22 protein-coding genes and 1 pseudogene are annotated in these 21,264 nt (G+C 68.9%); 16 read left to right on the forward strand and 7 right to left on the reverse strand.

From position 1 onward, the window contains the following. Positions 1 to 6: 6 nt before the first annotated feature. A complete protein-coding gene (locus QQY66_RS21790; protein ID WP_301982023.1) occupies positions 7 to 507 on the reverse strand; it encodes a YbjN domain-containing protein in 501 nt (166 codons plus the stop codon). Next, positions 500 to 1,830 (reverse strand): annotated as a pseudogene (gene mshA, locus QQY66_RS21795) (D-inositol-3-phosphate glycosyltransferase). Before mshA ends, QQY66_RS21790 begins: the two are co-directional and overlap by 8 nt. A gap of 169 nt (positions 1,831 to 1,999) precedes the next feature. Here mshA and QQY66_RS21800 point away from each other — a divergent pair. The 3 genes from QQY66_RS21800 to QQY66_RS21810 all read left to right on the forward strand — a co-directional run bounded on the left by QQY66_RS21800 (position 2,000) and on the right by QQY66_RS21810 (position 5,749). Continuing rightward, complete coding sequence (locus QQY66_RS21800; RefSeq protein WP_301982024.1) at positions 2,000 to 2,812, forward strand: class I SAM-dependent methyltransferase; 813 nt, start codon at positions 2,000 to 2,002, stop codon at positions 2,810 to 2,812. Between the two features lie 246 nt (positions 2,813 to 3,058). Then, entirely contained in the window at positions 3,059 to 4,141 is a 1,083-nt protein-coding gene (locus tag QQY66_RS21805) for a C40 family peptidase (RefSeq protein ID WP_301982025.1), read from the forward strand. 294 nt (positions 4,142 to 4,435) lie between these two features. Continuing rightward, a complete protein-coding gene (locus QQY66_RS21810; protein ID WP_301982026.1) occupies positions 4,436 to 5,749 on the forward strand; it encodes a PP2C family protein-serine/threonine phosphatase in 1,314 nt (437 codons plus the stop codon). Between the two features lie 119 nt (positions 5,750 to 5,868). Here QQY66_RS21810 and QQY66_RS21815 read toward each other — a convergent pair whose 3' ends face one another. The 4 genes from QQY66_RS21815 to QQY66_RS21830 form a co-directional block, all read right to left on the reverse strand. Then, the gene (locus tag QQY66_RS21815) at positions 5,869 to 6,201 is read right to left on the reverse strand and encodes a DUF2516 family protein (protein WP_301982027.1); all 333 of its coding nucleotides are present in this window, start codon (positions 6,199 to 6,201) and stop codon (positions 5,869 to 5,871) included. 154 nt (positions 6,202 to 6,355) lie between these two features. After that, positions 6,356 to 7,021, reverse strand: a complete 666-nt coding sequence (locus QQY66_RS21820) for a hypothetical protein (RefSeq protein WP_301982028.1) — start codon at positions 7,019 to 7,021, stop codon at positions 6,356 to 6,358. Positions 7,022 to 7,097: 76 nt separating this feature from the next. Beyond that, a complete protein-coding gene (locus tag QQY66_RS21825) occupies positions 7,098 to 7,646 on the reverse strand; it encodes a helix-turn-helix domain-containing protein (protein WP_301982029.1) in 549 nt (182 codons plus the stop codon). A 412-nt stretch (positions 7,647 to 8,058) separates the two neighbouring features. Then, positions 8,059 to 9,345, reverse strand: coding sequence for a pentapeptide repeat-containing protein (locus QQY66_RS21830; protein ID WP_301982030.1), 1,287 nt, complete (start codon positions 9,343 to 9,345; stop codon positions 8,059 to 8,061). A gap of 503 nt (positions 9,346 to 9,848) precedes the next feature. Here QQY66_RS21830 and QQY66_RS21835 point away from each other — a divergent pair. The 8 genes from QQY66_RS21835 (at position 9,849) to QQY66_RS21865 (ending at position 17,552) form a co-directional block, all read left to right on the forward strand. Continuing rightward, positions 9,849 to 10,334, forward strand: a complete 486-nt coding sequence (locus tag QQY66_RS21835; RefSeq protein ID WP_367667087.1) for a TnsA-like heteromeric transposase endonuclease subunit — start codon at positions 9,849 to 9,851, stop codon at positions 10,332 to 10,334. Between the two features lie 781 nt (positions 10,335 to 11,115). After that, entirely contained in the window at positions 11,116 to 11,997 is an 882-nt protein-coding gene (locus QQY66_RS50430) for a hypothetical protein (RefSeq protein ID WP_367666989.1), read from the forward strand. A gap of 3 nt (positions 11,998 to 12,000) precedes the next feature. Next, on the forward strand, positions 12,001 to 12,507 hold the full coding sequence (locus QQY66_RS50435; protein WP_367666990.1) for a Mu transposase C-terminal domain-containing protein: 507 nt from the start codon (positions 12,001 to 12,003) through the stop codon (positions 12,505 to 12,507). Beyond that, positions 12,504 to 13,076, forward strand: a complete 573-nt coding sequence (locus QQY66_RS21845; protein WP_301982031.1) for an ATP-binding protein — start codon at positions 12,504 to 12,506, stop codon at positions 13,074 to 13,076. Before QQY66_RS50435 ends, QQY66_RS21845 begins: the two co-directional genes overlap by 4 nt. A 105-nt stretch (positions 13,077 to 13,181) precedes the next feature. Continuing rightward, on the forward strand, positions 13,182 to 14,360 hold the full coding sequence (locus QQY66_RS21850; protein ID WP_301982032.1) for a tyrosine-type recombinase/integrase: 1,179 nt from the start codon (positions 13,182 to 13,184) through the stop codon (positions 14,358 to 14,360). Continuing rightward, a complete protein-coding gene (locus tag QQY66_RS21855; protein ID WP_301982033.1) occupies positions 14,357 to 15,181 on the forward strand; it encodes a hypothetical protein in 825 nt (274 codons plus the stop codon). The genes QQY66_RS21850 and QQY66_RS21855 overlap by 4 nt, the downstream gene beginning before the upstream one ends. Then, the gene (locus tag QQY66_RS21860) at positions 15,121 to 16,971 is read left to right on the forward strand and encodes a tyrosine-type recombinase/integrase (RefSeq protein WP_301982034.1); all 1,851 of its coding nucleotides are present in this window, start codon (positions 15,121 to 15,123) and stop codon (positions 16,969 to 16,971) included. The genes QQY66_RS21855 and QQY66_RS21860 overlap by 61 nt, the downstream gene beginning before the upstream one ends. Further along, complete coding sequence (locus tag QQY66_RS21865; protein ID WP_301982035.1) at positions 16,968 to 17,552, forward strand: DUF6262 family protein; 585 nt, start codon at positions 16,968 to 16,970, stop codon at positions 17,550 to 17,552. Before QQY66_RS21860 ends, QQY66_RS21865 begins: the two co-directional genes overlap by 4 nt. 29 nt (positions 17,553 to 17,581) lie before the next feature. Here QQY66_RS21865 and QQY66_RS21870 read toward each other — a convergent pair whose 3' ends face one another. Beyond that, positions 17,582 to 18,325, reverse strand: a complete 744-nt coding sequence (locus tag QQY66_RS21870) for a GNAT family N-acetyltransferase (RefSeq protein ID WP_301982036.1) — start codon at positions 18,323 to 18,325, stop codon at positions 17,582 to 17,584. A 96-nt stretch (positions 18,326 to 18,421) separates the two neighbouring features. On the opposite strand from QQY66_RS21870, the gene QQY66_RS21875 reads away from it, so the two are divergent. The 5 genes from QQY66_RS21875 (at position 18,422) to QQY66_RS21895 (ending at position 21,240) form a co-directional block, all read left to right on the forward strand. Further along, entirely contained in the window at positions 18,422 to 19,018 is a 597-nt protein-coding gene (locus QQY66_RS21875; RefSeq protein WP_301982037.1) for a hypothetical protein, read from the forward strand. Further along, a complete protein-coding gene (locus QQY66_RS21880) occupies positions 19,015 to 19,944 on the forward strand; it encodes a hypothetical protein (protein WP_301982038.1) in 930 nt (309 codons plus the stop codon). Before QQY66_RS21875 ends, QQY66_RS21880 begins: the two co-directional genes overlap by 4 nt. Before the next feature lie 77 nt (positions 19,945 to 20,021). Further along, positions 20,022 to 20,216: a hypothetical protein gene (locus QQY66_RS21885; protein WP_301982039.1), complete on the forward strand. Its 195-nt coding sequence runs from the start codon at positions 20,022 to 20,024 to the stop codon at positions 20,214 to 20,216. After that, positions 20,213 to 20,470: a hypothetical protein gene (locus QQY66_RS21890; protein WP_301982040.1), complete on the forward strand. Its 258-nt coding sequence runs from the start codon at positions 20,213 to 20,215 to the stop codon at positions 20,468 to 20,470. Before QQY66_RS21885 ends, QQY66_RS21890 begins: the two co-directional genes overlap by 4 nt. 14 nt (positions 20,471 to 20,484) lie before the next feature. Further along, positions 20,485 to 21,240: a class I SAM-dependent methyltransferase gene (locus QQY66_RS21895; protein WP_301987445.1), complete on the forward strand. Its 756-nt coding sequence runs from the start codon at positions 20,485 to 20,487 to the stop codon at positions 21,238 to 21,240. Positions 21,241 to 21,264: the final 24 nt, after the last annotated feature.

Here is a 21,264-nt window from a genome sequence, read left to right on the forward strand (position 1 = left end):
TTGAAATCAGTCAGTGGGTCGCTCGATCAGATGCATGAACGCATCCAGATTGCGGGTGGATTCGCCGCGCGACACCCGCCACTCGTACTCCTTGCGGATCGCGGACGCGAAACCGAGCTCCAGGAGGGTGTTGAAGGAGCCGTCCGCCGCCTCCAGGACCTGGCCGAGCAGCCGGTCGATCTCGTCAGGGGTGACGGCGGAGAGGGGGAGCTTTGCGGTGAGGTAGATGTCGCCGAGGGGATCGACGGCGTAACTGACGCCGTACAGCTTGAGGTTGCGCTCCAGGAGCCAGCGGTGGACTCCGCCCTCGTTCTCGTCGGGATGGCGTACGACGAAGGCGTTGAGGGAGAGGGAGTGGCGGCCGACGAGGAGGGAGACGGTCGTGGAGAGCTTGCGGGTGCCGGGGAGCTTCACGACGTAGTTGCCGGGCCCGGGGCTCTCCCACTCGAGTTCGGCGTCCCCCAGGAAACCCTCGATGACCTGCGCTGCCTTCGGTGCCTCAGCCATGGTGGGAGCGTACGCGACGGCGGTACGACTGGGTCGCCGCCGTGTAGACGTCCGCCGTGGCGGCGGCCGCGGTGTCCCAGCCGAAGAACTGTGCGTGCCGGGCGGCTGCCGCGCCCATGCGTCCCGACAGCGCGGGGTCGTCGGCGAAATCGCCCAGCACGCGCGCGTAGTCGACGGGGTTGTGCCCCTGGACGAGGAATCCGGTACGTCCGTCCCGTACCGCCACCGGGAGGCCGCCGACCGAGGCCGCGAGCACCGGCGTGCCCGCCGCCTGCGCCTCGATGGCGACCAGGCCGAAGGACTCGCTGTAGGACGGCATGACCAGCACGGAGGCGGCCCGGAACCAGTCCGCGAGCTGATCCTGGCCGACGGGCGGACGGAACCGTACGACATCCGCGATCCCGAGCCGGGCAGCCAGCTTCTGCAGGCCCTCGGGCTTGGCGAGGCCGCTGCCGCTGGGTCCGCCGACGACGGGGACGAGGATGCGGGAGCGCAGCTCGGGGCGCTCGTCGAGGAGGACGGCCACCGCGCGCAGCAGCACGTCGGGCGCTTTCAGGGGCTGGATGCGGCCCGCGAAGAGCGGGATCAGGGCGTCCTGCGGGAGGCCGAGGCGGGCGCGGGCGGCGGCGCGGCCTTCGGCGGGGCTGAAGCGGTCGAGGTTGACGCCGGGGTGGACCACGGCGACCTTGTCGCGCTCGGCGGCGTAGTGCCGTACCAGCTCCTCGGCCTCTTCCGCGGTGTTGGCGATGAGGCGGTCGGCGGCGGCGACGATCTGGGTCTCGCCGATGACGCGGGCGGCGGGCTCGGGGGTGTCGCCGTCGGCCAGGTTGGCGTTCTTGACCTTGGCCATGGTGTGCATGGCGTGCACCAGGGGGACGCCCCAGCGCTGGGCGGCGAGCCAGCCGACGTGGCCGGAGAGCCAGTAGTGCGAGTGGACGAGGTCGTAGTAGTCGGGGCGGTGGCCGGCCCAGGCCTGCATGACGCCGTGGGTGAAGGCGCACAGCTGGGCCGGGAGGTCTTCCTTGGCGAGGCCTTCGTAGGGGCCCGCGTCGACGTGCCGGACGAGCACTCCGGGGGCGAGTTCGACGGTCGGGGGAGGGCGGCGGTGGTCGCCCGGGTGAAGATCTCCACCTCGATGTTGATGGCGGCGAGGCGCTGCGCCAGCTCCACGATGTAGACGTTCATGCCGCCGGCGTCGCCGGTGCCCGGCTGGTGGAGCGGTGAGGTGTGCACGGAGAGCATCGCGACACGGCGGGGACGGCGGCGCAGCCGCGGGTGCGCGGCCGGGGAGCGCCGTCCGAGCCTGCTGACGTACTGGCTCACGTGGCGTTCCTCCTTGGTCCGGGCATGCCTTCGGGAGGACGTGCGGGCCCTCCAGAGGAGGAACACCGGACGATGGCACTCCATTTCCGGTTTCGGGTTCTTTGCCGAATCATTACCGGTGGTCGCTCAACCGTTCGAGGCTGAAGCGCGTTCGCATACCCTCGTAGCCATGACATCCCGCGCAACCGCCCGCCCCGTGGGAACGGTGACGCGCGGGACCACGAACCCGAACCGGCTCCGCCGCATGGACCGCTGGATCGCGGCCACGCACGGCACCGAACTGCGCCGCGGCGCCGAACCCGTCGCGGTCGACCTCGGCTACGGCGCGGCCCCCTGGACGGCCGTCGAACTGCTCGGCCGCCTCCGTACGGTCGCGCCCCGCGCGCGTGTCGTCGGCGTCGAGATCGAACCGGCGCGGGTCGCGGCGGCACGGCCGTACGAGCGCGAGGGGCTGGTGTTCCGGCACGGCGGGTTCGAGATCCCCATCCCCCAGCGGCCGTTGCTCGTCCGCGCCGCCAACGTGCTGCGCCAGTACGACGAGGACGAGGTCGCCGCGGTCTGGGAGCGGCTGTGCGCCCGGCTCGCGCCCCGGGCGGACGGCTCCGGCGGCGGACTGCTCGTCGAAGGCACCTGCGACGAGATCGGGCGGCGGCATGCGTGGGTGGCGCTCGGTCCGGAAGGGCCGCGCACGGTCACGTTCGCGGCCCGACTCGGCTCCCTGGAGCGGCCGTCGGACCTCGCGGAGCGCCTCCCGAAAGCGCTCATCCACCGCAATGTCCCCGGCGAACCGGTCCATGCCTTCCTGCGCGACTTCGACCGAGCCTGGGCCGCCGCCGCGCCCTACGCCTCCTACGGCGCCCGCCAGCGCTGGATGCGCGCGGTGCGGGATCTGACCGCCGACTGGCCGGTGGCGGACGGGCCGGTGCGCTGGCGGCAGGGTGAAGTGACCGTGCGCTGGGCGGCGTTGGCGCCCAGGTTCTGACGGTTCGGGGACACAGGACCTGACGGCTTGGGGCACAGGACCGGACAGGTTTCCCTCTCGTTTCCCCGAGCGGCCGGGCGACCGGGAACGATCTCTGGGAGTCGTTCGTCACAAAGGCGGGGAGATCGTCGTAGCAGCGGTCGAATGGGGGAGAGAGTCACTGCCTCTGTCGTTTTGTGCCCTGTCGTGGCACGATCCCCGGGTGTCCGTAAGTTACTGACGGTAAATCAGTTTGGGGGCAGTGGTATGGGTACGGGCAAGCGGGGCCTGATCTCGGCGGCCGTGACCGTGGTCTGCGCGGTCACCGTGCTGGCGGCAGCACCCGGCATGGCATTCGCCGCACCGACCCCCACGCCGACTCCCTCGGCGTCCGCTTCCTCGACTCCGGTCACGAACGCGCACCTTGAGGTCGTCCGCGAGAAGATCGACAGGCTCTACCGCGAGGCCGCCGTCGCCACGGACGCGTACAACGCCGCCGAGGAGAAGGCCAAGCAGCAGTCCGCGGATATCGTCGACCTGGCCAACAGGATCGTCCAGGGTCAGGCGAGGCTGGACGACCTCAAGAAACGCGCCGGCGCCGCGGCCCGCGCTCAGTACCGCAGCGGCGGGCTGCCGGACGAGGCGCAGTTGATGCTCAGTGACGACCCTCAGGAGTTCCTGGACGGCGCGGGCCGCGTACTCCAGGGCGAGCGCGCCACCAAGGCCCTGATACAGGAAATGACCCGCACCCAGCAGGACTTGGAGCAGTACGCCAAGGACGCCTCCGCCCAGTGGAAGAAGCTGGAGGCCAACCGCAAGGCCAAGGCGACCGCCCAGAAGAAGATCAAGAAGCAGATCGCGGCGGCCGAGAAGCTCGAGTCCGAGCTGGAGAAGGACGAGAAGAAGCGCCTCGCCGAGCTGGAGCGCCAGGCCGCGTACGAGGCACAGACCGCCTGGCTCGACACCGGCGTCCTCGACGACGTCCAGGGCAAGGCCACCGAGGCGGGCAAGAAGGCGGTCGCGTACGCGACGGCCCAGATCGGAAAGCCGTACGAGTGGGGCGCCGAGGGCCCGAAGACGTACGACTGCTCGGGCCTGACCTCACAGGCCTGGCTGGCGGCCGGCGATGCGATCCCGCGCACCTCGCAGGAGCAGTGGAAGCGGCTGAAGTCGGTCGACATCAAGGACATGCTCCCCGGCGACCTCATCATCTACTTCGACGACGCCAGCCATGTCGCGATGTACATCGGCGACGGCGCGATCGTCCACGCCCCGCGCCCGGGGCGGACGGTGACGATCGCGGGCGCCGGGTCGATGCCGATACTCGGGGTGGTGCGGCCGGGGGCGTAAACGTCCCGTATGCCCCATGCATCACCGCACGTCCGTTTCGTGACCCGCGCCACGTGACCTGCCCCACCTGACACGACAGTTCAAACCTCCGCGGACGTGACCTTCGTCATCCCCACCTCGTGGTCGCCCTGTCCAACTGCGGTACGGAAAGCGGCATATGACAGCGGCCGAGTGCCGAGCGGCGTGCGTCACACCATTCCTTTACGGCGTCGACTACCGCTATGGTCCCGGTCGGTGGGAGGACTTCCTCGTCCTCCTGCCATGCCCTCGGGGGGAGGGAAGGAACCCAACACAATGCCCGTACCCGTACCGCGGCAGAGAGCTATCCCGGCCGTGGAGAGTGGTCAGGCGCCGGCCGCGTCCACAGTGCGCGGCCCCTCCAAGCAAGAGGCCCCGCGCACGGCAGAGCCGGTCGACAACCCGAGCGGCAGTGCCGCGAACAACCTGACCCTGCTGGTGATCGAGGACGATCCCGGCGGCTCGCCGATCGTGCCCGAACTGCTCGATTCCTCCGGCAAGCCGATCCGCATCCGCACGGCCCGCAATCTCACCGAGGCCGAGCGGCTGCTGACCGATGACGTCCACTGCATCCTGCTCGACCTCGCGCTGCCCGCGCCCGGCCGGGCCGGTGACGACGACGAGCTGGCCGTACTCAAGCACGTCCTGGAACTCGCACCCCGGCACGCCGTTCTCGCGCTGACCGCGTCCGGCGACACCGAGCGCGCCGCCGAGGCGGTCCGGGTGGGCGCCCAGGACTACCTCTTCCGGGATGAACTCGACGGCCGGCTGCTGAGCAGGGCGATCCGGTACGCCGTGGAACGGAAGCGTTCCGACACGGCCGAGCGGCGGCTTGCCGAGGGCCGGATGCGGGCGCAGGAGAACCGGCGCCTGGAGCGCGGCCTGCTGCCGACGCCACTGCTGGAGGGTTCCTCGCTGCGGTTCGCCGCCCGATACCGCCCGGGGCGCTCGCGTGCGCTGCTCGGCGGTGACTTCTACGACGTCGTCCGCACGCCGGACGGCACGGTGCACGCCATGATCGGCGACGTGTGCGGGCATGGCCCGGATGAGGCGGCGCTCGGTGTGGAGCTGCGCATCGCCTGGCGGGCGCTGACCCTGGCGGGGCTGTGCGGGGATGAGCTGCTCGGCACGTTGCAGCAGGTGCTGGAGCATGAGCGCTCCGACGAGGAGATCTTCGCGACGCTGTGCACGGTGGATATCGCGCCGGACGGACGGCGGGCGGGGTTGTGCCTTGCGGGGCATCCGGCGCCGCTGGTTGCTCGGCCGGGGCGGCCTGCGCGGTTGCTGCCGTATGACAACAACGGGCCTGCGCTCGGGCTGCTGCCCGGTGCGCGGTGGCCGCGGATGCAGGTGGAGCTGGGGCGGGAGTGGAGCCTGATGCTGTACACCGACGGGCTGATCGAGGGGCATGTCGGTGAGGGGCGGGAGCGGCTCGGTCAGGACGGGATGGTGGATCTCGTCCGTCGCCAGCTCGGGGAGGGCTTGCGCGGGGAGGCGTTGTTGACGGCCGCGGTCAATGAGGTGCGGCAGCTCAATGGTGGTGAGCTGACGGATGACGTTGCCGTGTTGCTGTTGGATCGGGCCGGCTGAGCGGGAACTCGCCGTTCAGCTCCGCTTGTACGCCGTCTACCGGTCCGTTGTGGCTGGTCGCGCCCACGCGGCGGAGCCGCAAATTGATACAGCCCCGCGCCCCTTTTGGGGCGCTTCGCTCACCGTCCGCCGTTGTACGGGCCGTACGGGCCGTCGCTGCTCGAACCCCTCCTCGGGCGGCCGCCTCCGGGGAGGCTGCGGATCGCCGGGCGGACGTCGACCATGTACACGATCGTGGCGATGAGGCCGATGATCGGCAGGAACGACAGGATGTTGAAGATCAGGTTCACCACGAAGGCAAGCCCGAGGATGATCAGCCAGAACGGCTTGGTCTTCTTGTCGGCCGCGCGATAGGCGTCCTCGCGGCGCGTAGCCGCGTCGAAGAGAGCGAAGCCGCTGAAAAGGATCAGGGCGACGCTCAGCAGCCACATGAACCCTGCGAACCCCTGCATCAGCACAACGTCCACCACCCGACTCGGTTAGTCCCTACGCGGTCACCGTACCCGTAACCGGAAAGCCGCTACCCGCAGAACGGGCCGAGCACTCAAGGAGTGCCCGACCCGTTATCGCACGGCGGACGGAACGACCCGCCCGTCTCCGCCTGCCCTACTTGGCCGGCGGCGTCGTCTTCTTGGCCGTGGCCTTGCGGGCGGCCGGAGCCTTCTTCGCGGTGGTCTTCTTCGCCGGGGCGGGCTCGGCCTTGGCCTCGGCGGGCTTCGCCTCGGCCTTGGCCTGGCCGGCTTCCTTGACCTCGACCGGCTCGGCCTTGGGCTCGACCGCGACGGCGAGCTCCTCGATCCCCTCGGCGGTCTCGCCGCGCCAGGTCTTCACGGCCTGCTCGCCGCGCTCGGCGACCTTCTCGTAGGTCTCGCGGGCCTTGACGGCGTACTCGGCGGCGACGCCGACCGAGCGCAGCGCGATGTCCTGGGCGGTCTCGCCGAGCTTCTTCAGGTCGGCGTCGAGGGTGCTGCCGAGCTTCTTGATGTCGGCGTCCAGCGAGCCGACGAACTCGTTGACCTTGGTCTGGACGTTCTCCTGCGTCCCCTTGACCCGGGCGCCGACCTCCTTGGCGCGGGCGGTGGCCTGCTCCTGGACGGACTTCGGGTCGGTGTTGCGTACGGCGTCGATGCGGGCCGGCGCCTCGGCGCGCAGCTGCTCCACCAGGGAGGGCACCTTCTTGGCCTGCTGGAGGGCCAGGTCGGCGGTGCCGGCGGCGAAGTAGAGCGGGGTCGGGTCGCTGAGGGTCTTACGGAGGTCTTCGGTGATGGCCATGGTGATGGTCCTCCCGGGTCGCGTGCGCTTGAGGGTTTTGGGTCCCGCGGGTCAGTCGGCGTGGTGCTGGGTCACGTCAGCCTGCCGACTGCTGCGGGGCGGCGTCGCTGCCGCCGGCCTTGCGGGTGCCGCGTACGGCGGTGTCACTGTGTCGGGCGTCGTCCTGAGCGTCGTCATCCTGAGCGTCGTCCGCTATGCCCCGAGGGTCCGCGTCCATGTCCTGAGGGTCCGCGTCGGCCGCCCCGTCGCGGCTTTCCTCCACCGTGGCGCCGGTCTCGAACCCGTTCTCCTTGCGGAAGGACTCGTAGACCTGGAGCAGCACCTGCTTCTGCCGCTCGTTCAGCGTGGGATCGGCGAGGATGACCGCACGGGTCTCCACCTCGTCCCGGTCCCGCTCGGCGTCGAGGATCCCGGCCCGCACGTACAGCGTCTCGGCGGAGATCCGCAGCGCCTTGGCGACCTGCTGCAGCACCTCCGCGCTCGGCTTGCGCAGCCCGCGCTCGATCTGGCTCAGATACGGATTGGACACCCCGGCGGCGTCGGCGAGCTGCCTGAGCGACAGCTGCGCATTGCGCCGCTGCTCGCGCAGGTACTCACCGAGATTGCCGACGTTGAGCGATGCCATGTCCCCACCTTGCAACACCTCCGCTAACTATTGCAAGCACCCGCTTGCAATAGTGCGCCACACCACGCCCGTTCGGCCCAACTAGGCGGCCTGACTGATGTCCGGTCTCTGCCGACCTGGCGAATGTCCGCTGTAGTTGGCGAGCTGCACGCCGGTCGTCTCGGCGAGCTTGGCGAAGTTGGCGAACGTCATACGCAATGGCGCAACAACGCAGAGGTGCACGCGGACGGCGTGTCCGTCGCGGACGCCATCAGCAACGAGTAGCCCGGCTCCATGCGGCCCGGGCTACCCGTTGAGTCGACTGGCTATCGAGATTGACAAGCCCAAACCGTCGGTCAGCGTGAGCACCCGGGCCTGAGGAGGCCGTGGTCCGCGAGTTGGACCGTTTCCGCCTCCCTTGCTTCCTATGGATTCAGGGCAGCCAAGTGGAGGGTAGGACGACTGGCCCAGAAGCAGTGCCGACGGCAGCGAGCAGCCCAGAGGGCGCAGGACCCGTCGCGTTGGTGAAGGACACCTCACCGTCGCCGAAGAACCTTGCGCTACGAAAGGACACCTCGCCGTTGGAGAACCTCGTGTCGCTGAACGACACCTCACCGCCGGAGAACGTCGCGTCGATGAAGCCCACCCTGCCGCCGGAGAACGCCGCCCCGACGAACGACACCGAGCCGCTGGAGAATTTCGCCTTACCGAACCACACCATGCCGCCGGAGAACACCGCACGACGGAACGACACCTCGCCGCCGGCGAACACCGCGCCGAGGAAGGCCACAGAGCCGCCGTCGAACGCCGCATCGCGGAACGACGTCGTGCCGCCGGAGAACCTCGCGTCACCGAACGACACCTCGCCACCGGAGAACGTCGCGCGGTCGAAGGACATCGTGCCGCCGGTGGACACTGCGCCGTGGAATGACACCGTGCCTCCGGAGAACGCCGCGCGTCGGAACGACACCGCGCCGTCGGAGAACGCCGCGGCGAGGAAGGACACCCTGCCGCCGGAAAACCTGGTGTTACCGAACGACACCAAGCCACCGGAGAACGTCGCACGGTCGAACGACACCCTGCCGCCGGAGAATGTCGCGTCGTTAAAGGACACCCTGCCGCCGGAGAACCTTGCGCCCTCGAAATCCATGTTGCCGTCGATGGTGACGCCAGTGAGATCGAGGTCACAGCCTTGCCAGGAGCGGTGGGTTCCCTTAGGGCGTCGGTAGTGGTCGCCGATGAGGCGCAGGATTGTATGCCGGACCTTGCGGAGGGCCAGGTAGCGGTGGTGTTCTTCCTGGTGTGCGGGGTCGTCGCCCGGGTCTGGGGTGAAGGGGAGCTGGAGGTAGGCGCACAGAACATCGATGCATGTCTGGCGCAGATTGTCGTCGGGGGCGTCATCGGCGAGGCCGGCCAGGGCATGGACGCCACCGAGGCGGACGGCCGGAGAGTCCGAGCCGAGCTTGTCGACAGCCTGGGAGAAGCGCTCGGTGTGGAGCCGGGTGGCTTCGCGGTGAGCACCAGCCTCGTCGACGCGCTGACGGCGGTAAGCGACGACCAGGGCGACGAGCGCGCCGACCCCAGCAACCACTCCGAAGGAGAGCTTCACCAAATCGAAGAGCGTCTTCGCGTCGAGCTTCGCTGTGGTGTCGATCTCCTGGAAGTCCAGTAGGTACACAAAGCCGTAGAAGACGCCTCCGGAGACGAGGACCGCGGCCACGAAGGTGACGGACAAAGCCCGGCCGACCCTCCACAGTCGCAGCTCTCGATCATGCGCAGTTGAGCGCGGCCGCCGGTTCAGTGTCATGACGATGGAGACAAAGCTTCGAAACATGCGGTTGCAGAGGATACGAGGACGATTCCGCCCCCTGCTCGTCATGCGGCCGGGGCCTAAACACCCAGCCGGCGCCAGCGGGGGGGCAATCCGGGTGCAAATTACGTGATACCAAACTGCACTCTCTTCGCGGTTCTTACTCAACCCCCAATGTCCGTTCGAGCTGGCGAGCCGTGCATCACTCGTCTCGGTGAACTTGGCGAAGTTGGCGAACGGGTTGGTCGGGGGCTCGTCACCGTAGCTGTGTGGGTGCTGTTTTGCAGGTGGTGGCCGGAGGCGCACCGGCGCCGGGGGACGGGTTCGAGGTGGCGTACGTGGACCGCCTTGGGAGCGAGCACCACGTAGATCTGTACGACGCCGCCGAGGTGCGGTTCGAGGTCTGCCGTCCGGTGAGGTCGTTTCCGTCGTGGAAGGGGCAGCACAACTATCCGGGGCTGTGGTGGTCGTCGACGTTGGGCCAGCATGTCGGTTACGAGTCCTGGCTGGAGCGGGATCACGCGATGCTGCTGGACTTCGACCGCCGGGTCACGGGGTTCGCGTCGCAGCCGATGTGGCTGTTCTGGATGGCGGGCGGCCGTCGCCGGTCGCATGCTCCGGACTGGTTCGCGCGGCGGGCGGACGGCACCGGGCTGGTAGTGGACTGTCGTCCGCTGGACCGGATCAAGCCGCGGGACGCCGAGGCGTTCGCGGCGACCGAGCGGGCTTGCCGCGAGATCGGATGGGAGTTCCGCCTGGCCGGGGCTCCGGACCCCGGTGGAGCTGGCGAATGTCCGCTGGCTGGCGGGCTACCGGCACCCACGGCACCGGCTGGCCCCTGTAATCGACCGGCTGCTAAACGTCTTCGCCCGGGAGACGCCCCTGCGGGTCGGTATTGAACGGGTCGGCGATCCGATCGCGGTTCTGCCGGTGCTGTTCCATCTGCTGTGGTCGGGCTGCCTGGTGACGGACCTGTCGGTGGTGCTGGGCGAGTACGCCCTGGTCCGGCGGACGGAGGCGACGTGATGACGGCGGGGGTGTCCAGACCAGGAGTGATTCGGGTCGGTGACCGGGTGCTCTTCGAGGAGGGCGAGCACACGGTGGTCGGTATCGAGGGCGTCACGGTGCGCCTGCACGGCGCCGACGGCCGGGACCAGGCCCTGCTGCTGCCCTTCCTGCTGGCCTCGGACGGGTTCGCACTCGTCGGCCTGTCCGGTGACGAGACGGAGTTCGCGTCGGCGGGCGTGCTGGAGTCGCTGCCGCCGGAGGCGGTGGCCGAGGCCCGGTTCTGGGAACGGCATGTCTCGGAACTGGAGTGCGGACTGCCTGCGGACGCCGCACCGGGAACCCGTCCCCGGCCGGAATACGACCCGGCCCACACGATCCTGGCCGAGCGGGAGCGGGCGAAGTCCGCTGAGATGGCCACGCTGGGGCGGCCGGTGGGTCGGCGCACCTTGCAGCGGATGCGGGCCCGCTACCGGGCCCAGGGGCTGCTGGGGCTGGTGGACCATAGGGCGATGCGGTCCTCGTCCCCGACCGGACGGGCCGACCAGCGAGTGATCGACGCGATCGTCCGCGCGATCGGTGAAGAGACCGACACCTCCACCGGCACCCGGTCGCGGCTGATGCGGCGGGTCGAGCAGCTCCTGGAGGCCGGGCACGGGGCCGGGGGCGGTGGCGATGCCGTCCAGGGCGGCCTTCTACCGCCTGGTCGAGCAGCTTTCCACAGGGCGGCACACCTTCAGCGCGGCCACCACCCGGCGGCAGAACGCCAACCGGCCCACAGGACCGTTCACCCCGACCACGGCCAGCCGGCCGGGCGAGCAGGTCCAGATCGACACCACCAAGCTCGACCTGATGGCCGTCCTCGACGACGGCACGGTCCGCAGGCCGGAGCTGACGATCGCGGTCGACATCGCAACGAGGACGATCTGCGCGGCGGTGCTGCGGCCGGAGAGCACGAAGGCGGTGGACGCCGCCCTGCTGCTGGCGAAGATGCTGGTGCCCGAAGTCATGCGCCCCACCTGGCCGCAGGCGCTCGCCGCGTCGGCGTCCCGGCTTCCGCACGCCCGGCTGCTGGAGATCGACGCCCGGTTCGAGCACGCCGCCGCGAAACCGGTGATCATCCCAGAGACCATCGTCACCGACCACGGCGCCGTCTATCTCTCGCAGACGTTCACCGACGCCTGCCAGCGCCTGGGCATCTCCGTCCAGCTCGCCCATCCCGGCACCCCGACCGACAAGGGCGTCGTTGAGCGCACGTTCTCCTCGATCAACACCCTGTTCTGCCAGCACGTCGCCAGCTACACCGGACGGGACGTCAGTCGGCGCGGTGTCGACCCGGCCCGCAAAGCGGCCTTCAGCCTGCCCGAACTCGACGACCTGCTCCAGGAATGGGTCATCCACTGGCAGATGCGCCCGCACGACGGCCTGGTACGCCCCTTCCTGCCCGGCCGGTCCCTATCGCCCAACGACGCCTACGCGCTCCAGGTCGCCACCAGCGGCTATCTGCCGATGCCGCTGGGCCCGTCGGACTACATCGAGCTGCTGCCGGTGACCTAGCGGGTGATCAACGACTACGGCATCCGCATCGCCCACCGCACCTACGACGCACCGGAGTTGGCCGCCTACCGCAGGCAGTCCTCCGGTGTCGCGGTCCAGCGCGGCAAGTGGGAGGTCCACTACGACCCGCACGACCTCAGCCACGTGTTCGTACGCAATCACCGCGCGAGCGGCTGGATCACCGCCGACTGGACGCTGCTGCCGCTGGTCGCCCGTCCGTTCTCCGACGCGCTCTGGCGCCAGGCCCGGCGCCAGGTCGTCGAGCGCGGCCTGGACGGCGACGACCAGACCGCCGTCGCCAGGGCGTTGGACGCCCTGCTGCGACGCGCCGGACGCGCAGCGGGCGAACCGCCCGGCGACGTTCCGCCGCCCCGGACGGCCACCCCGCTGCGACCGGCTGCCGAACCCAGTGAGGACGGCATCGACAGCGAGGAGAGCGCTACGACGGAGCTGGCCAAAGTGATCCCGTTCGGTGTCTTCGACCCCTTCAGCGAGGAGGACTACCGGTGACCGATGGAGACCCGGCCGACCGCGAGTTCCCCCTGACCACGAAGGAGGGGTGGAGCCGCTTCGTCCAGCACGTCCCGGTCACCGCGCCCCAGCTGGACCGCCCCGCGCTGCTGGCCCTCAGCGACATCGAGCGGGAGCTCTACGACGAGGCCAGAGCCGAGCACCACACCCAGCTGTTCGTCGCGAAGACCCCAACCATGATGGAAGTGATCCGCACCGGCCGGGAGCTGACCCTCCTCAACCGCCGCCAGGTCTCCGCCCGCCGCGGCCTGATCGTCTCCGGCGAGGCCGGCACCGGCAAGACCACCGCGATCACCCAGCTCGGCAAGGCCCACGAACAGCACATCCGCCGCCAGCTACCCGCCGACTGCGGGCCCCGGCTGCCCGTCACCTACGTGACCGTCCCCCCGGCCGCCACCCCGAAGATGCTCGCAATCGAGTTCGCCCGGTTCCTCGGCATCCCGCTGCTGAGTCGCATGAACCAGACCGAGATCACCAACACGGTCTGCGAGGTCCTGGCCAAACTGCGCTGCGAACTGGTCCTGGTCGACTTTACCGACCGCAGGTAGAGCCGCCCGTGATGTCCGTCTGGGCCTGTGACGTGGGTGTCATGGGCTCGTTTACCGACTGGGACCGGGACGTCGGTCATGTTCCGGAGTCGGTACGGAGGACGAGTGGTACGGCACGTGGTGGTCGGGGACTTGAGGGTCCAGCAGATCGAGCGGAAGGACGGGCGGCGGTCATGGACGATCGTGTGGCCCGAGGGCACCGTTCATCCGGAGGCGGACCGGTTCCTGCGTGAGCACGAGGGCTCGGGGACGCAGAGGACATACGCGTACTTGCTGGTGGACCATCTGCGGTGGCTGGAGCGCGAATGCCTGGGCTTCGGAACTGTCCAACTGCGGGACCTTGAGCGGTACATGGGTCTCGTGGGCGCCGAGGTCCGCATGCCCCTCGGCGAACCGTGGCGGTTGGGCAAGCGCCCCTACGGGCGGTCCGCGCTGTCGACCGCCGCCGCCTGCTTGAAGGGCTTCTACCTGCACCAGGCGTCCCTCGGTATCAACAGCGAGCTCGGCAAGAAGCTCGACAAGTCCCGGCTGCCCTCGCGAGTGGACCGCCGTCGCTCGTTCCTCGGACACGTGAAGTCCTCGCTGCCCACGAACTCGCTCGCTCCGAAAGGCCCGCACCGCAGGCACCCGAAGATGCTCCCCGACGGCGCCCGGGAGAAGCTGCTGGAGGTCGTGAACGCCGCCCGGGACCGGCTGGTGGTGACCTGGCTCGCCGACGGCGGGCTCCGGATCGGCGAGCTCTGCGGGCTGCACTTGGTCGACCTGCACCTGCGCGAGAACGCGGCATGCAACGAGTGCCGCACCCCGCACGTTCACGTCTGCCACCGTCCCGGCAACCCGAACCGGGCCGAGGCGAAGACCAAGGAGCCCTGGAAGGTCGAGGGCGGGACGGTGACCGGCGGGCTGATCAAGCGGGTCAGCCCGGCGATGGTGCACACCTACTTCGAGTACGTCACCACGGAGTACCCACGCGGCGCCGGGCACGGCATGCTCCTGGTTCAGCTGCACGGCGCGGACATCGGGCAGCCGTGGGCGCCGGTCGGGGCCCGCCGGATGCTCGGCCGGGCCGGGAAACGCGCCGGACTGGGCGTCGTGAAGCCCCATGCCTTCCGGCACAGCTTTACCTCGGCGGTCCTCGATGCCGCGGACGGCAACACGCTGATCGCCCGGGACGCGGGCGGCTGGGCCTCAGCCGCGATGGTCGATGAGGTCTACGGGCACGTCGATGTCCACGACCCCGTGTTCGATGCCGCGCTTCGTACCGTCTGGGGTGAGGACCGGTGAAGCGGGTGGAGTTCCTGCGACCGCTCTACGCGGAGCGTCCGGACCGGCAGGAGCGCGACCGGCTGGAGATTCTCACGGCGCTGATCAACGCGCCGTCCTTCGATCCGGTCTTCCGCAACGACATCATGCGGATCCCGCGCGGTCACGCCATCTACCGGTGGGAGTGCGTGGTCGCCGGCTGCGAGCGCGCGCGGGGCGGCGGGGATCTGTGCTCGATCCACCGCCAGGAGTGGGCCCAGGCGCGGGAGCGCGGGATCGGCAAGGCCGCGTTCATCGCCGCGGCCCAGCCGCTGGGTGCCTTCGCCTCGCGGGAGGACGCGGTCTGCCGGATCTGCCCCGAGCGTCCTGCCGATCGTCATGACCTGCGGCTGTGTCAGCGTCACCGCAACCGGTGGAAGCTGCACCGCCAGCAGCGCGGCGAGGACGCGGACTTCGCCGACTGGGTCAGCCACCAGCAGGTTTTCCCGGGCTACGGGCCCTGCGTGGTGGTGGTCTGCCCCTCGCTGGCCGACTCGCCGCTGGGGCTGTGTCCCGGGCACGAGGCCCACTACCGCAAGCAGGGGCGGCCCGGCGGGGCGAGCCTGCCGGACAGTTGGTGGCAGCGCTACGAGCACCACGGGGCACCGGTGCCGGTCGGCTTCGGCGACGAGGAAGCCTTCCGCTCCTGGTGCCGGCGGGAGACCGTCCTGCCCTGGCCGGGGCAGCTCAACCTGCGCGGCCTGCGACCGCTGGTGCGGGCTGAGCTCCAGTGGGGATGTTCGTGCACACCCAGCGTCCCCGGGCGAGCCGCTGGGACCTGGGCTGGCTGCAGAAGCTGGTGACCATCTGCCGGACCGACAACGTGAACTCGCTGATCGATCTCGACCTGCAAAGCTGCAGCCAGTTCACCGGCGGCATCGCCAAGGAGATCCTCCACGAGCTGCGTCTGGTCTACTTCACTCCCGAGCAGGCCAAGGAGAGCGGCTTCCTGGAGGTCGAGCACTTCGGCGTCCGCTTCGCCCATCGCAGCGGCCATATCGATCTCAGCGGCATCCCGCAGCGCTGGCTGCGGGACCTGACCTGGGACCATCTCGCGGACCTGCTGAGATCGCCACGCTGCCCCCGCACCGCCGGTGTCCTGGACGACCTGCGCCGGGCCGCACTCGAACTCGGTGTGTTCCTGGAGCTCGACGCACCGGGCGGTGGCCATGACCCGACCGTGCTGCGGAGCGAGCACGCACAGCGCTTCGTCGCCGATCAGCGCCATCGCGAACGCGACGGCCTGCCGTCGCTGGCGGTCAAGCGCGCCGGCGGCTCTCCCAGCACCATCACCCTCATCACCCGGAGCATCGTCTTCAACGCTGCCCGGCGGCTGCTGCGGGAGGCGATGGACAGCGGGGCGGCCGAACGCCTCGGTCTGAGCCGGGAGTTCATCACCGCCATGCCCGCCGCAGGCGCTTCGACGGTGCGGGCTCGCCGCCCGTTCCCCGACGAGGTGGCCCGCGCCCTGGCGGACGAGGAGAACCTCGCCCGCCTGGCTGGCAGCGACACCCTGGACCTGGGGATGCGCGACATCTGGGAGGCGACCGTCATCACCGGCCGGCGCATCGGCGAGGTGCTGAAGCTGCGGTGGGACTGCCTGGGCCGCTACGGCGGACTGGCCATGTTCTGGCACGACCAGACCAAGGTCGGCAACTACGACGCGGCGATCCGTATCCCCGAGCGGCTCTACGAACTGCTCGCCGAGCGGCAGCGCAAGACCTTGGACCGCTTCACCGCCGAACGCGGCTACCGCCCGACCGGCACCGAACGCGCCCGGCTGGCGCTATTCCCGACCACTCACCGCAACCCGGACGGCACCGTGTCCCTGACACACCAGTGGTTCTACAGCCGCTTCCGGCCCTGGGTCGACGGCCTCGACCTCGGCCACTACGTCCCCCACCAGGCCCGTCACACGCTGGCGACCAGCCTGCTGCGGGCCGGGGCGAGCCTCTCCCACATCCGCCGCTACCTCGGCCAGGTCTCCGACCGCATGGCCGAGCACTACGTCCACCTGACCAGCGATGATCTGGAGAACATCCTCCAGCACGTCTGGGTCGCGGGCCCCGGCACCGCCCGCCCCGGCGAACTCCTCGCCGGGGAGTCGACCCCGCTCACCCGCGAGCAGGCCCAGGCCCTCGCCATTGATCTGTCCCGCCGCAGCACCCCGGCCGAGGGCGGGTTCTGCACCTTCCAGCCGGTTGTCGACGGCGGCGCCTGCCCGTGGAACCTGGACTGCCACAACTGCGACAAGTTCGTTCTGTCCGGCGCCGATCTGCTCTACTGGCGGCGCAAACGCGAGCAGTGGCGGCTGCTGGCCGAGGGCGCCCCGGACGACGCCACCGCCGACTACCTCCACCGGTACTTCGAGCCCACCGCCCACGCGATCGACGGCCTGGAGAAGGCCCTGGCCGGCCTGGGCCTCCTGGACGACGCCCTCGCCCTGGACCTGCGCAAACCCCAGGACTACTTCCAGCGCGTCTGGTCCACCGCCTTCCGCGCCGCCGATCTGGCCGAGGCGGGCAGCGATGAGCAGAGCGAGTACAGCGATAGGTACACAGCCGACGACGACCCCGAACGGGACATCGCATGAAGACCGCCACCGTTCCACAACCCCGCACGGCCGCCGCCCTGGCAGCCCGGCGTCACAAGACCGAAACCGCTCTCCAGCGGGTCCACGAGGCCATCGCCCATCTCCGGCGCGAGAAGGCCCAGGTCAGCGTCGCCGCCGTCGCCCGCCGCGCGAACGTCTCGCGAACTTTCCTCTACGACAACCCCGAGGCCAGAGCCGCGGTCGCCTCCGCCATGGCCAAGGCCGGCGAACGACGGACCCAGATGCTCGCCGAGCAGGACAACGAGCGAGAAGCAACCTGGCGCGAGCGGGCCCTGAACGCCGAAGAGGGCCTCAAGGCCGCTCATGCCGAGATCCTCACCCAGCGGACCCGCATCGGCGAACTCCTCGGCCAGATCCGCGACTTGCAGGCCGAATGGACCGAAGAAGCCGTCCAGCGGATCACCACCGAAAACACCACCCTCAAACAGCGGGTCCGCCAGCTCACAGCCGACAACCGCACCCTCGACGAGCGCCTCAAGGCCGCCCGCTCCAACCTCCGCTTCCAAGACCGACGCGTCGCCGACCTCGAAGCCCAGATCGCCGACTCAACGGTGCACTGAATCACCTCGGCCAAGTTCAGACGGCGGTCTCACCGGTCTTGGCCGGTGAGACCGCCGTCGCCGAGGCGAACGCTGAGCTGGGAACCCAGCTCCCGGAAGCCCAGCGCAAGTGCCACACGCTTTGACGGATGAGGCCGTGCTCTCCATTGCGGAAGCAGCCCGGCGTCAAGTGCATGCGCCACCGCCGCAGACGCCACGACCCGCGCCAGCCCCCGGCCTCGATGCCCCGGCGCAACCAGCACACTCAGGTGAGCCACCGACTGCGGCCAAGCCTGATAGCCGGCCGCTGCAACCACGTCGTCACTGTCGCGGAGGACGAACGCGGGAGAGGTGATGTCCTCCAAGCCGCTTTCGCCGGCGTCCTCTTCACCAGCGCAGGCCAGGAGTGCGGCCAGCTCATCGTCACTGCACACCGCCTCCTCGACAGCGGCACCTCCTTGCACAGGCAGGAAGTCGGCGCGGTCGAGATATAAGAGGGACGCAGGACCAAGTACGTCGAGGACAGGCAACACCTCACGCAAGCGGTCCTCGTCGACGAGCTCCTCATCGGACAACTTGCTTGAAGCGCTCGCCATCAGCTTGCCGGCCTGCACGCTCGGCACGGTGACGATGCCGGCGCCGCCGAGGACCACGATCCCTGTCCACAACGGCGGACACAACCGCGAGCCAGGAGAGACCACAACGTTCGCCCCGCCCGAGGAGAACTCCGCTGGATTCACCGCCAGGTCTGTCCACAGCTCCCGGGCCCGGTCAAGCAAGAGATCGCTAGTCATGGCCGTATCGTGTCGGGCCCCACGCCCCTGGACGACTGATTTACAACGGGACAGAGGCACCCGGCGTCCTCGCGCCGCGACGCCTCGCGCACCACGTTGCCGCTCGCGGCACGACGACCACACGAACGAGCGACAACAACGCCCCCAACGCACCGTCACGGACATGTAGTCTATGAATCGTCGCAGTTCAGAGCCGGTCCACGAGCTCCTGCGGTCGGTAATGTCGACGAGATCCACCTGCTCAACCACGCGACCATCGCCGGAGAGGACCTATCCGACCATCTGAAGTACTTCACCGAGCACCTGCCCGCGACCTTCGTCTATGCCGGCATCAACGTCGAGAAGTCCGGCCTGTTCACCGGCATCCGCGGCAAGCAGCTGGCTGGCCGCTGCATCATGGTCCGCACGGGCCGCTTTCCCTGCACTGCCGAGTGGCGAGCGCTGGTCGCCTCGCTGGAGAACACCCTGCGCCTGCACCGGCACCAGGCCGGCACCCTGGTCAAGCAGTCGAAATACCTGCATCAGAGAACCGGCGGCATGATCGGAAGTCTTTCGCACCTCATCCGGGCTGCGGCCATCTCCGCCATCCTCGACGGCAGCGAACACATCACCAAGACCAGTCTGCGGGCCGTGCGCATCGACCACAACAGCGAGTCGGAAGGCCCGCCCGAGCCTCCCAGGGCAGTCGGATGAGCGCGCGGTTCGATCCCGTTGTCGTCCGGCCGCTGCCGCGTCCGCTCAAGCCCTTCCCGCAGGAGACTGAATCCTCGTTCCTGAGCAGACTAGCCGCGGCGAACGCTCTGCCCGTCCAACGCTTGCAGCGGCCCTCCCTCTGGCTGACGTCCCGGCTGGATCCGATCGACCAGCTCAGCGTCCTCAGCGGACAGTCCCGCACCACGATCCAGTACGCGATTCCCCGCTGGGAGAACAAGTCGTGGAACGTCTCGAACGGGCCCCTCGCACTCACTCCTCGGTGGGCGTGTCGGCGCTGTGTCGCCCGCAGGACCGGAAATCCACAGCAGGACGTCATGATCTGGATGTCGAAGCATCACGACCATGTCTGCATCCCCCATCGTCTCTGGATCGGCCGCGCCGTCGACAGTGCGGCAGGACAATACGACCTGGCTGACCTGCCTGAAGTCGTCCAGGCCCAGCGGCGGCACTACCGGCTGTTACGCCGCTACGGCCCCGCAGTGATCGCTGCCTGCTATGAGCGATGCTCCACCTTCTGGCACAGCCTTTTTCAGCGGGGCTACCGCCTGAGCGATCGGGCAGAACGGCTCCGGCGGATGTCGCCGAACGACCGCCAAGTCCGCCCTTGGCAACCACAGCGATACGCTGCGGTCTATCCCGAGATCGTCGAAGCCATGTCGCTCTACGCATCTTCGCACTGGCGCAGCCTCGCACTGGGCGAGGAGGAGCAGACGAGACTGTTCAAGGCGGAGTTCCATCGACGTCTGACCCAAGAACGCTCTCTTCGCACCACCGCAAGACACTGGTTTCTCACCGAGATGATCACGACCGCATGGCGCATCGAACTGGCCATCAAGTCCGCAGAGGTCAAGGAATCCGCAGCCCAAGTCGATGAGAACCGGGCGCACTTGCCCGGAATTGAGTGAGACGCGACGCCAGGCCACAGCATCCGAGACCATGGCAGCGTGATCGCCATTTCAGGGCGCTGATGGAGGTATCTGCCATGTCCGACCTCGACAGCCAGACCGCCTACTGGGACGCCGCCGCGGCGACCAAGACGTTCACGCACCCGCTGCACGTGCCATGGCTGGACGGCGTCGACCGACATGCCGCGATCCTCGACTACGGCTGCGGCTACGGCCGGACCATGGAAGCCCTCGACGAGCAGGGCTTTACCAACCTCACCCACCAGGGATGATCTCCCAGGCCCACACCTTGCACGCCACGATGCACTTCGCCGTGCTGGACGCACCGTCGATGCTGGCCCATCCGGACGCGAGCCTCGACGTGGTCCTCCTCTTCGCGGTGCTGACCTGCATACCCGGCGACGACATCCACTCAGACGGACAACTGACAACCCACAAACACCGTCAGAGCCATCCTTGCGAAAACCATTGGTGCCCGGCTTGCTCCGTTGATGGACTGACGTCCTACCGTGAGTCTGCCGCGTGACGGAGGTAGTGGTTGTGACAGGCTATGACGTGCTTGCCGAGGTGTACGAATGGCTCATCTCGGATGCAAAGTTGCCTCCAGCCGAGTTCGCTGCGTCGTTCGACGACGTCCTCAATCTCCTGCCGTCGAACGCTCACGTCCTCGACTGTTCGTGCGGAACCGGACAGTTGGCGGTTGGCCTCGCCGGTCGTGGCATGCAGGTTGTCGCAACTGACGCCAGCGAGGCGATGGTTCGTCGGACTGCAGAGTTGTCTGAGGAGTTCGGGGCATCCGTCCGGGCCGTACGGGCGAACTGGGAAGAGTTGCCCGACCATTTCCAGGACAACACGTTCGACATGGTGTTCTGCGTTGGCAACTCGCTTCACCATGCCGCGGGCGCGACAGGCAGGGGTGCTGCTCTGGAGTCGATGTCACGGCTTCTGCGTCCCGGCGGGCGCTTGGTACTCACATCCCGCACTTGGGAACTCGTGAGGGCCAGAGGTTCCCGGCTGGAGATCAGTGACCGACTCGTCCGCCGGAACGGTCGCGATGCCGTCGTGGTCTACCGCTGGGAGATTGCGGCGCATTGGGAGGAGGAGCACCACATCGAGATTGCGATCGCGCAAGTTGATGCGACCGGGTTGGTTCTTGTCCGCTCGGAACTGCTGTCCTGCTGGCCCTACCGGTACGAGGAACTCGAAGTCGAGCTGCACCGGGTCGGACTCCAAACGGAACTGAGCACGTTCGATCTTGAGGCCGAGAACTACATGGTGGTCGCGAGCAAGGTATAAACACCGGACTCTCAGTCCCTGGCC

It is taken from the genome of Streptomyces sp. DG2A-72 (assembly GCF_030499575.1).
Taxonomy (GTDB): Bacteria; Actinomycetota; Actinomycetes; order Streptomycetales; family Streptomycetaceae; genus Streptomyces.